Here is a 9,934-nt window from a genome sequence, read left to right on the forward strand (position 1 = left end):
CGCCGGGCGCGCGGCAGCAGGCCGGACTTATCCGTTCACCGCGAGCCTCACCGGGGCGGTCAGCCCCCATTCCCGAAATGCGTCGGGCAAGCCCTGCCGAGTCCGCCGGGCGATACCGAACGCGCCGCGGACCGGAAAACCTCGTCAGACGTCGATCGCCGTATCCGACTTGACCTTGCGGCGCAGCTCGAACTTCTGGATCTTGCCGGTCGAGGTCTTGGGCAGCGGGCCGAAGTAGACCGCCTTGGGCACCTTGAAGCCGGCCAGCAGCGTGCGGCAGTGCGCGATCAGCTCCTCCGCGGTGGCGCTGGCGCCGTCCTTGAGCTCGACGAACGCGCACGGCGTCTCGCCCCACTTGGCGTCCGGCTGGGCCACCACCGCCACGGCCAGCACGGCCGGGTGGCGGTAGAGCGCGTCTTCCACCTCCACGCTGGAGATGTTCTCGCCGCCGGAGATGATGATGTCCTTGCTGCGGTCCTTGATCTTGACGTAGCCGTCCGCCGTGCGCACGCCCAGGTCGCCGGTATGGAACCAGCCGCCGGCGAAGGCTTCGCGCGTGGCGCGCTCGTTCTTGAGGTAGCCCTTCATGCAGATGTTGCCACGGAACATGATCTCGCCGATTTCCTCGCCGTCGGCGGCCACCGGCTGCATGGTGTCCGGGTCGAGCACGGCGACGTCGGCCTGCAGGTGGTAGCGCACGCCCTGCCGGGCCTTCTTGGTGGCGCGCTCTTCCTGCGACAGCGCGGCCCAGTCGTCCTGCTCGGCGCACACGGCGGCCGGGCCGTAGGTTTCGGTCAGGCCGTAGACGTGGGTCAGCTCGAAGCCCATCGCTTCCATCTGCGCCAGCACCGCGGCCGGCGGCGGCGCGCCGGCCACCATGCCGCGCACCGGGCCGCGCAGGCCCTCGCGCCAGGCCGGCGGCGCGTTGACCAGCGCGGTGTGCACGATGGGCGCGGCGCAGTAGTGGGTCACGCCCTCGTCGCGCATCAGGTCGAACACCAGCTTGGGCTCGAACTTGCGCAGGCACACGTTGACGCCGGCGCGCGCGGCGATGGTCCACGGGAAGCACCAGCCGTTGCAGTGGAACATCGGCAGCGTCCACAGGTAGACCGCGTGCTTGGGCAGGTCCCACTCGAGGATGTTGGAGACCGCGTTGATGGCCGCGCCGCGGTGGTGATAGACCACGCCCTTGGGGTCGCCGGTGGTGCCCGAGGTGTAGTTGAGCGCGATGGCTTCCCATTCGTCGGCGGGCATCTGCCAGTCGTAGTCGGGGTCGCCCGAGGCCAGCAGGCCCTCGTAGTCGGTCTCGGCGAAGCGCGGCGCGTCCTGCGGGCCGAGCGCGTCGATCACGGCCACCACCTTCAGGCCCGGGATCTCGTTGGCGATCTGGCGCGCGAGGTCGGCGAACTCGGTGTCGGCCAGCAGCACCTTGGCCTCGCCGTGGCGCAGCATGAAGATCAGGTTGGAGGCATCGAGCCGGATGTTGAGCGCGTTGAGCACCGCGCCCGCCATCGGCACGCCGAAGTGGGCTTCCACCATCGCCGGCGTGTTGGGCAGCAGCGCCGCCACGGTATCGCCCTTGCCCACGCCCAGGCGCGCCAGCGCGCTGGCCAGGCGGCGCGCGCGCGCATAGGTTTCGCGCCAGGTCTGGCGCACCGGGCCGTGCACGATGGCCAGGCGCTCGCCGTAGACCGCGGCGGCGCGGGCCAGGTAGTCGAGGGGCGTGAGGGGAACGTGGTTGGCCGGGTTCTTGCCCAGGCCGGTGTCGAAATCGGTTGGCATTGCTGGTCTCCGCTTGCGCCGGGCGCTGACTGCGCCGCCGGTCGCTGTTACTTTTTGCTGCGCAAGGCTATCATCCCACACGACAAAGCTTTGTCGTCCGGATGACAGTGCCCGCCTGGCCAGCGCTCCGGGCTTGACCCACATCAATGTCCAGCCTGCCCCTCCCCCCTGCCTCCGCCGGACTGCCCGGGACCGCCGCCCCCGCCGCCACAGCCCCTGCCGCCACGCCTGCCGCCACACCCGAGCCGCCCGCCGTGCTGCTTGCCCGCCACGAGTGGTTCGCGGCGCTGGCGCCGCAGCACCAGGCGCTGGCCGCGCGGCAGACGGTGATGCAGGACTTCGCCGCGGGCGCCTTCGTGGCGCGCCGGGGCGAGCCCTCGCGCTACTGGATCGGGGTGGAAAGCGGGCTCATCAAGCTGGCGGTCTACACGCCCGACGGGCGCGGCTGCACGTTCTCGGGCGTGCCGGCGGGCGGCTGGTGCGGCGAGGGCAGCGTCATCAAGCGCGAGGCGCGCCGCTACGACGTGATCGCCATCCGCGACTCGCGCATCGCGCTGGTGCCGGACACGGTGTTCCACACGCTGCTGGCCGAAAGCCTGCCCTTCTCCAGCTTCGTGGTGCGCCAGCTCAACGAGCGCATGGGCCAGTTCATCGCCACCGTGCAGAACGACCGGCTGCTGGGCGCGGACGCGCGCGTGGCGCAGGCCATCGCGCAACTGTTCCATGCGGCGCTTTATCCGCGCACGAACGCCGTGCTGGAGCTGTCCCAGGAGGAAATCGGCCTGCTCACCGGCCTGTCGCGCCAGCGCGTCAACCAGGCGCTGCGACGGCTGGCGGCCGACGGCATGGTCGACATTTCCTACCAGAGCATCCGCGTGACCGACCTGGAGCGGCTGCGGCGGGTCGGGCTGTCGGAACTGTAGCGCGGGCAATGGTCGCCGCGACGACAATCTGGCGCGCCGACCCACGTACAATGCGGCTTTTCCGTCCGCGCGCGGCATGCCCACGGCATGCGCGCCAGCCGCGCCCCTGAACCTCGCATGGCCCTCGTCAGCAGCACCGAGCTGCGCCTGTCCCACCTGCGTTTTCCCTTCGCCGTGCGCGTGGACGCCCTGCGCGGCGGCGCGCGCCTGCGCGACGCCAACGCGCGGCGCGAGGTGGTGCCGGGCAAGCCCTTCGTGGTGCCGGCCTTCGCCTATTTCGACTGCGACCTGCTGCCCAGGACCGGGCAGGACACGGCGCTGGCGCTGCGCGCGGTGCCCGACGCGGCCTGCCCGCGCATGACGCTGGGCGGCCTGCCGCACGGCCAGGGCGCCGCCGAGAAATGCTGGTCGCGCGCGCTGGCCGGCGCGATGTTCGAACTGCCGCGGCTGGCGTGGGACGCCGCGCTGGTGTCCGAGCGCTGGCAGGTGCCGCCGCGGCTGGTGCGCGCGCGCCTGTTCGCCGAGGGCGAGGCGCTGCGCGTGCTGCTGCGCGAGCAGCGCGTGGCGCACGCGCTCTACCTGCTGGCCACCGGTCGGGGCATTCCCGGCGACTGGCTGGCGCGGCAGGCCGGGCTGCCTCATGCGCGCGCGCTGGCGGCGGCCTGCGCCAATACCGTGGGCCCGGCCGCCGTGCGGCTGCTCGACGCCGGCGAGCCGGAAGCGCCGCGCGCCGGCGCGGCGTTCGGCCTGCCCGGCTTCCATCTCGCGGCCTGAGCCGCGCCGCAGCCTCGACGCCACCCGCCTGGACCTTCGCGCGGGCTCGCAACCGCAAATACCGGGCAACCCCTGCGCCACCAGTAAAAATCGCGGCCGTTGTAAAAAACGCCGGGAAACCGCGGCGCGGGTGCGTGAAAGTGGCGCCGCGCATATGACGCCCCGCCGACTTCCGCGCGGCCCGATGGCGCCTCCCTGCTTTTGTGCGACCTTTGCGCGCGGCGGCGATCCCTTGCCGGCGCGCGCCTCGCGGGTATGCGGCGCGCGCCGGGCGGCGCGGGCGCCACCGCGCGTGGCACGCGGCTTGCACCCTTTCCCGTCACGCGGCATTCCGCCGCGCCACGGAGAGCACGATGGGACAGCAACAATCCGGCCAAGGCCAGCAAGACCAAGGCAAGCAGCAACAGCAATCGGGTCAGCAAGGCTCCCAGTCCGGCAGCCATGACCAGAAGGGCGACCAGCAGCAGCAACAGGACCGCGGCCAGGGCCAGCAGGGCCAGCATGGCCAGAAGACCGACCAGGCCGGCCAGCAGAACCAGCAAGGGCAGAAGAGCGGCCAGCAAGGCGGGCAACGCTGACGGCATCGCGGCGGCGCGGGAGCGGGGCGAAGGCCCCGGCGCGTCGCCGTTGTTCGGTCACGGTCCGGTGCACATCGATCCAGAGCCACGTATTGAACCGGCCGGCACACGATCCGTCGTGCGCCGGCGATCGTGGCTCAACAGACTGGCTTCCTTGTCATCGGGCCGCTTCACCCGCTTCACCCGTTTCACTCAGTTCACCAGCGGGCAGGTCTACTCTGCGACACCGTCTTTCGCTATTCGCCGATGGCAATGATCTGGTTCAACTGCTCGCACGCCGCGGAAAAAACGTCCGCGGGAACCTGCTTCCACGGGTGGGCCTTCGCTCCGCGGGCACGCCAGTCGAATGATTTTGGCTGATGCGCGAGCACGTAGCTCGTCATGCTCTTCGGCCCCTTGAACTGGATCGCGAACGGATTGGTGTCGTTGAACTCGGCCGTCGTCATCGGTAGCCCGATCACAATGCCGGTTCGCTCGTTGAATGCTTTCGGCGACAGGACCAGCATGGGATGCAGGTTCTTCATCTCGCGTCCCGCCTGGGGGTTACAGTCAATCCAGATGATGTCTCGACGATCTGGCGCCCACAAAGCTCCCGCCATCAGAGCACCTCTGCACCGATGAGGCCGGTAGTCATTGCCTCGCCACCGTGCTTGGCCGGATCAAACAGTGCCAGTTTCTCGGCCAGCGTCAGTTTGCGCTGTCCAACGGGCTTCACGGTCACGCCGACCTCATCGCTTGTGACCTGAACTTCCTGCCCGACCTCAAAATGTGCGGCCCGAGCGACTGCCGCAGGGATGCGAACGGCGAGGCTGTTACCCCATTGCTGGAGCGTGAGCGTTGCTGTTTTTGCCATGATGAACACCTCCCAAGTTGGTATAGACGAGTCTAAACCAATTGCCGGGACGTTTCAACATGTCGATACGCGCAACAAGCGTTGCCCCCGCCCGGCAGCGCCCGGCTGTCTATTGCTGCCTGCCGGCGCGCTTGCCGCGCGTGCGGTAGAGGTCGGTGTCCTCCAGCCCGCGCTCGATGTCGCGCCCGGCCTGCTGGACTTCCTTGCGCGGGCCGCTGTGCTGGCTGTGGTGGCTTTCGTCGTGCTCGTGCGGCAGACGCGGCTGCGGGCTGCCCAGGCCGTCCTGGGCGCGCGTGGCGCGGCCGCTGCGAGCGGGCCCGGCGGCGTGGCCGGGTTCTTTGCGGGGTGATCGGGTCATGGCGGTTTCCTTTCTTGGATGGCCGCCGGCAGCGGCATGGTCCGATACCGCCGCAAACACCATGCCATGCGCGCCCCGCGGAAAAAGTGACGCGCGCCATTCCCGCCCGCGTCCTCATACGGCGTGGGCCATTCCGTGCCACAGTGCGAATCTGCAAACCAGCAGGCGATACCAAGAAGGCGCCGCGCGGGAATACTGCAGAATCCCCACCAGACAGAGAACTTCCCCCACCGCACGGCAAAGGAGTGGCTATGAGCGACGACGTTGGAAAACCCCGGCTGAGCGCCAGCGCAGCCGCCCTCCGGTACGGCGGCATCGGGGCGGCGACGCTCGTGCTCGCCTGCGCCTTCGCCTACGCGGGCGGATGGCTGTCGCCGGGCCGGCTCACGCAGGACCGGGTCATCTCCGGGTTCGAGGCCGCGAACGGCAAGCACGTCGGCTTCCGCCGCAATCACGCCAAGGGCCTGTGCGCGAGCGGCTGGTTCGACAGCAACGGCGCCGGCGCCGCGCTTTCCCGCGCGGCGCTGCTCGCGCCGGGCCGCGTGCCCGTGGCCGGGCGCTTCGCCTTCGCCGGCGGCATGCCGTTCGTGCCGGACGGCCCGGGCCTGGTGCGCAGCCTCGCCCTGCAGTTCAAGCCCGCCGGCGCGCAGGAATGGCGCACGGCGATGGTGGACATTCCCGTGTTTCCGTTCAGCACGGTGCAGGCGTTCTACGACCAGATGATCTCGTCGGTGCCCGACCCGAAGACCGGCAAGCCCGACCCCGCCAGGATGAAGGCGTTCGCCGACGCGCACCCGGACTTCGTGGCCGCGGTCGGCGTGGTGGGCCAGCGCGCGGTGTCGTCCGGCTTCGCCAACAGCACCTACAACGCGCTCGATACCTTCCTGTTCGTCGACAAGGCCGGCGCCACGGTGCCGGTGCGCTGGTCCGCCGAGGCGGTCACGCCGTTCGCGCCGGCGGCCAAGCCGCAGCCCGCCGATCCGAACTACCTGTTCGACGCGCTGATCTCCGACGTGGCGCGGCACCCCGCGCAGTGGAAGATGGTGGTGACGGTCGGCGAGCCGCAGGACCCGGTCGAGCCCGACAAGGCCTGGCCCGCCAGCCGGCGCAAGATCGACATCGGCACGGTGACGATCGACAAGGTGGCGAGCGAGGACGGCGGCGGCGATGGCGGCAGCTGCACCGACATCAATTTCGACCCGGCCATCCTGCCCGCCGGCATCACCACCTCCGCCGACGACATCCCGAGCGCCCGCTCGGCCGCCTATGCCCGCTCCTTTACGCTGCGCGAGAACGAGCGGGGCCAGAAGCCGCCGAGCGCGGTCACGCGGCAGGAAGTGAACGCAGGAGGCAAATCATGAGACCCCACGCTCCCGGCTTCTCGCTGCCGTCGCGGCTGCTCCACTGGCTGATGGCGGCGCTGATCCTGGCCATGCTGTTCATCGGCGTGGGCATGGTCGCCACGGTCTCGGACCGCTATGTGCTGCTGCTGTCGATCCACCGCCCGCTCGGCGTCGCCATCCTGGTGCTGGCGGCGCTACGGCTGGTGAACCGCGTGATCCACCCGCCCCCGCCGCTGCCGGCCTCGCTGCCGCCGCTGCAGCGCGTCGCCGCGCATCTGTCGCACGTGCTGCTGTACGTGCTGATGTTCGCCATTCCGCTGATCGGCTGGGGCATGCAGTCGGCGGGCGGCTACCCGATCGTGCTCTACGGGCAGGCGCAGCTGCCGCCGATCCTGCCGCACAGCGCCGCGCTGTACGCGCCGCTGCGCGCGGCCCACACGGTGCTCGCCTTCCTGCTGTTCGCGACCGTCCTGGCGCACTTCGCCGCGGCGCTGTACCACGGGCTGATCCGGCGCGACGGCGTGCTCGCGGCGATGACCAGCGGCAAGCCGCAATGAGCGCCGCGCCAGGTCTTCACCCGGCCTGGCCGCCACCGGGCGCGTAAAGGCGCCGCCCAGAATCACGTCTCACGCCGCCAGCCGCGCGCCGACTTGACGGCGCGCCCCGCGCCCCGGTCACGCCGTTGCCGGGCGCCCCCTGCGTTGGCGGCATCACAGGCGGCCCCGCGCCCGGTCGGCCACCGGCCGGGCAAACGCCACGTGACGTTTGTGACGCTCCGCCGCAGCGCCAGCAGCCGGCATGCGTCACGCCCGCGCCCGGCACCGCCACCGTCACAGTCACGCCGCCCACGGCATCGCCGGCCGCATCCGGACGCATCCGGGCGCTTTCGCCTCGCCCGGCGCTGTCATCGTGCTGTCACGCACCATCCCCACAATCCGCGCTGTAACGGGTTATCGCCTTGCCGGCGCGGGTTTCGCTCACGCGCCGCAATATCACAAAGGCTTGCTGCCCGATTTTTTTGCGACTTGAATGAAAACGTTTTCATTTCTGGAAAACGTCTTGGCTCCTTCCCCGAACCCGACCCGCGCCATCAACGTGAACCGCAACCAGGAACGCTCGCCCGCCGTCCCGCACGACGCCGCCGCCACCCTCGTGGACGTGGCGCAGGCCGCCGGCGTATCGCTGGCCACGGCATCGCGCGCCTTCAACAGCCCGGGCCTGGTGCGCAAGAGCACCGTGCAGCGCGTGCTCGACGCCGCGCGCGAACTGAGCTTCCGCCCCAACCTGCTCGGCAGCAAGCTGCGCGCGCAGCAAAGCCGCATGATCGGCGTGATGCTGCCCACGCTGGAGAACGCCGTGTTCGCCGACTGCTGGCGCGGCATCGAAGACACCGCGCTGGCCGCCGGTTACTCGCTGATGCTCGTGACCAGCGCCTACGACCCCGCGCGCGAGCGCGAGCGCATCGAATACCTGCTGCGCCACCGCGTCGACGGCATGGTGCTGACGGTGGCCGACGCCGCGCGCAGCGCCGTGCTCGACCAGCTCGACACCGAAGGCGTGCCCTACGTGCTGGCCTACAACCAGGCCGCCGCGCGCGGCCAGCGCCATTCGGTGTCGGTCGACAACCGCGCCAGCGCGCGCGAGGGCGTGGCGGCGCTGATCGCCGCCGGGCACCGCCGCATCCGCGTGGTGTCGGGCGCCTTCGCCGCCTCCGACCGCGCGCGCCAGCGCTTCGACGGCTACCGCGACGCGATGCGCGCGCACGGCCTGGCGCCGGCGCCGGCGCTGTGCCTGCCCAGCCATACCGCCAGCAACGCCGAACAGATCGGCGCGCTGGCCACGGGGCCGGACGCGCCCAGCGCCTTCTTCTGCACCAACGACCTGCTCGCCATCGGCGTGATCTCCGACCTCAAGCGCCTCGGCCTGCGCGTGCCGCGCGACATCTCCGTGCTGGGCTGCGACGGCATCGCGCTCGGCGCGCTGGTGGAGCCGCCGCTGGCCTCGGTGGTGCAGCCCAACGCCGAGATCGGCGAGCGCGCCGTGGCGCGCCTGCTGGCCCGCTTCGACCCCGCCGCCGCGCCCGGCGGCGCGCGCGTCACGCTGCTGCCGCACGGGCTGCGCCTGGGCGGCACGGTCGCCGCGCCGGCGCGAGGCAAGGCATGACCCCCGACCCATTCCCCCAGCCCCAGTCCGCAACCAAGGAGTTCACCATGCAAGCAAGCCGTTCCTGGCACAAACCGCTACGCTGGATCGCCATCGCGCTCGGCGCCGCCGCCTTCAGCCAGGGCGTGGCCGCCCAGACCGCGATCTGCTACAACTGCCCGCCCGAATGGGCCGACTGGGCCGCGCAGATCCGCGCCATCAAGGAAAAGACCGGCGTCACCGTGCCGCACGACAACAAGAACTCCGGCCAGTCGCTCGCGCAACTGGTGGCGGAGAAGGCCAGCCCGGTGGCCGACGTGGTGTACTACGGCGTGACCTTCGGCATCCAGGCCAAGAAGGACGGCGTCACCGCCGCCTACAAGCCGGCCCACTGGAACGACATCCCGGACGGCCTCAAGGACCCGCAGGGCAACTGGTTCGCCATCCACTCGGGCACGCTCGGCTTCATGGTCAACGTCGACGCGCTGCGCGGCAAGCCGGTGCCGCAGTCGTGGGCCGACCTGCTCAAGCCCGAGTACAAGGGCCTGGTCGGCTACCTCGACCCGGCCAGCGCCTTCGTCGGCTACGTCGGCGCGGTCGCGGTCAACCAGGCGATGGGCGGCTCGATGGACAACTTCGGCCCGGCCTTCAAGTACTTCAAGGACCTGCAGAAGAACCAGCCCATCGTGCCCAAGCAGACCGCCTACGCGCGCGTGCTGTCGGGCGAGATCCCCATTCTGCTGGACTACGACTTCAACGCCTATCGCGCGCGCTACAAGGACAACGCCAACGTGGCCTTCGTGATCCCGAAGGAAGGCACGGTGGTGGTGCCCTACGTGATGAGCCTGGTCAACAAGGCGCCGCACGACGCCGAAGGCCGCAAGGTGCTGGACTTCGTGCTGTCCGACGCCGGCCAGGCGCTGTGGGCCAACGCCTACCTGCGCCCGGTGCGCAGCGCCGGCATCCCGAAGGAAGTGCAGGCGAAATTCCTGCCCGCGGCGGACTACGCGCGCGCCAAGCCGGTGGATTTCGGCAAGATGGCCGATGCGCAGAAGGCGTTCAGCGAAACCTACCTGAAGGAAGTCCGCTGAACGCGGCATGACCGCCCATGCGGGCCCATGCCGGCCCATGCCAGCCATTGGGCCGGCGCGGGCTCCGGCCGCAGCCGGCGGCGGGCTTCC

The 9,934-nt window shown here is 70.6% G+C and carries 12 protein-coding genes; 8 read left to right on the plus strand and 4 right to left on the minus strand.

Features of this window, described 5'->3' with window-relative positions:
• Positions 1-144: 144 nt before the first annotated feature.
• Complete coding sequence (locus K206_RS0122920; protein WP_020204730.1) at positions 145-1,782, minus strand: acyl-CoA synthetase; 1,638 nt, start codon at positions 1,780-1,782, stop codon at positions 145-147.
• A 254-nt stretch (positions 1,783-2,036) separates the two neighbouring features.
• Here K206_RS0122920 and K206_RS0122925 point away from each other — a divergent pair, with 254 nt between their 5' ends.
• The 3 genes from K206_RS0122925 (at position 2,037) to K206_RS0122935 (ending at position 4,057) form a co-directional block, all read left to right on the plus strand.
• On the plus strand, positions 2,037-2,705 hold the full coding sequence (locus K206_RS0122925) for a cyclic nucleotide-binding domain-containing protein (RefSeq protein ID WP_020204731.1): 669 nt from the start codon (positions 2,037-2,039) through the stop codon (positions 2,703-2,705).
• Between the two features lie 117 nt (positions 2,706-2,822).
• Positions 2,823-3,479: a hypothetical protein gene (locus K206_RS0122930; protein WP_020204732.1), complete on the plus strand. Its 657-nt coding sequence runs from the start codon at positions 2,823-2,825 to the stop codon at positions 3,477-3,479.
• A gap of 353 nt (positions 3,480-3,832) precedes the next feature.
• Positions 3,833-4,057, plus strand: coding sequence for a hypothetical protein (locus K206_RS0122935; RefSeq protein WP_020204733.1), 225 nt, complete (start codon positions 3,833-3,835; stop codon positions 4,055-4,057).
• Positions 4,058-4,293: 236 nt separating this feature from the next.
• Here K206_RS0122935 and K206_RS0122940 read toward each other — a convergent pair whose 3' ends face one another.
• The 3 genes from K206_RS0122940 to K206_RS39015 all read right to left on the minus strand — a co-directional run bounded on the left by K206_RS0122940 (position 4,294) and on the right by K206_RS39015 (position 5,268).
• On the minus strand, positions 4,294-4,581 hold the full coding sequence (locus K206_RS0122940) for a type II toxin-antitoxin system PemK/MazF family toxin (protein WP_020204734.1): 288 nt from the start codon (positions 4,579-4,581) through the stop codon (positions 4,294-4,296).
• A gap of 74 nt (positions 4,582-4,655) precedes the next feature.
• Positions 4,656-4,910, minus strand: coding sequence for an AbrB/MazE/SpoVT family DNA-binding domain-containing protein (locus tag K206_RS0122945; protein ID WP_029043966.1), 255 nt, complete (start codon positions 4,908-4,910; stop codon positions 4,656-4,658).
• A gap of 109 nt (positions 4,911-5,019) precedes the next feature.
• Positions 5,020-5,268, minus strand: coding sequence for a hypothetical protein (locus tag K206_RS39015; RefSeq protein ID WP_020204736.1), 249 nt, complete (start codon positions 5,266-5,268; stop codon positions 5,020-5,022).
• A gap of 251 nt (positions 5,269-5,519) precedes the next feature.
• Here K206_RS39015 and K206_RS0122955 point away from each other — a divergent pair, with 251 nt between their 5' ends.
• From K206_RS0122955 to K206_RS0122970, 5 genes are all read left to right on the plus strand, one after another.
• Positions 5,520-6,629: a catalase family peroxidase gene (locus K206_RS0122955; RefSeq protein WP_020204737.1), complete on the plus strand. Its 1,110-nt coding sequence runs from the start codon at positions 5,520-5,522 to the stop codon at positions 6,627-6,629.
• A complete protein-coding gene (locus K206_RS0122960; protein WP_020204738.1) occupies positions 6,626-7,168 on the plus strand; it encodes a cytochrome b in 543 nt (180 codons plus the stop codon). The genes K206_RS0122955 and K206_RS0122960 overlap by 4 nt, the downstream gene beginning before the upstream one ends.
• Positions 7,169-7,409: 241 nt before the next feature.
• Complete coding sequence (locus tag K206_RS43040; protein ID WP_155888184.1) at positions 7,410-7,640, plus strand: hypothetical protein; 231 nt, start codon at positions 7,410-7,412, stop codon at positions 7,638-7,640.
• 30 nt (positions 7,641-7,670) lie between these two features.
• Complete coding sequence (locus tag K206_RS0122965; RefSeq protein WP_020204739.1) at positions 7,671-8,774, plus strand: substrate-binding domain-containing protein; 1,104 nt, start codon at positions 7,671-7,673, stop codon at positions 8,772-8,774.
• Positions 8,775-8,821: 47 nt separating this feature from the next.
• The gene (locus K206_RS0122970) at positions 8,822-9,844 is read left to right on the plus strand and encodes an ABC transporter substrate-binding protein (protein ID WP_020204740.1); all 1,023 of its coding nucleotides are present in this window, start codon (positions 8,822-8,824) and stop codon (positions 9,842-9,844) included.
• The last annotated feature ends 90 nt before the right edge of the window (positions 9,845-9,934 follow it).

This window comes from Cupriavidus sp. WS (genome assembly GCF_000395345.1).
Taxonomy (GTDB): domain Bacteria; phylum Pseudomonadota; class Gammaproteobacteria; order Burkholderiales; family Burkholderiaceae; genus Cupriavidus; species Cupriavidus basilensis_B.

Coding starts and splice junctions, on each gene's coding strand:
- K206_RS0122920 (WP_020204730.1), bottom strand. CDS start 1,782: ATGCCAACCGATTTCGACACCGGCCTGGGCAAGAACCCGGCCAACCAC.
- K206_RS0122930 (WP_020204732.1), top strand. CDS start 2,823: ATGGCCCTCGTCAGCAGCACCGAGCTGCGCCTGTCCCACCTGCGTTTT.
- K206_RS0122935 (WP_020204733.1), top strand. CDS start 3,833: ATGGGACAGCAACAATCCGGCCAAGGCCAGCAAGACCAAGGCAAGCAG.
- K206_RS0122940 (WP_020204734.1), bottom strand. CDS start 4,581: ATGAAGAACCTGCATCCCATGCTGGTCCTGTCGCCGAAAGCATTCAAC.
- K206_RS0122945 (WP_029043966.1), bottom strand. CDS start 4,910: ATGGCAAAAACAGCAACGCTCACGCTCCAGCAATGGGGTAACAGCCTC.
- K206_RS39015 (WP_020204736.1), bottom strand. CDS start 5,268: ATGACCCGATCACCCCGCAAAGAACCCGGCCACGCCGCCGGGCCCGCT.
- K206_RS0122955 (WP_020204737.1), top strand. CDS start 5,520: ATGAGCGACGACGTTGGAAAACCCCGGCTGAGCGCCAGCGCAGCCGCC.
- K206_RS0122960 (WP_020204738.1), top strand. CDS start 6,626: ATGAGACCCCACGCTCCCGGCTTCTCGCTGCCGTCGCGGCTGCTCCAC.
- K206_RS43040 (WP_155888184.1), top strand. CDS start 7,410: ATGCGTCACGCCCGCGCCCGGCACCGCCACCGTCACAGTCACGCCGCC.
- K206_RS0122970 (WP_020204740.1), top strand. CDS start 8,822: ATGCAAGCAAGCCGTTCCTGGCACAAACCGCTACGCTGGATCGCCATC.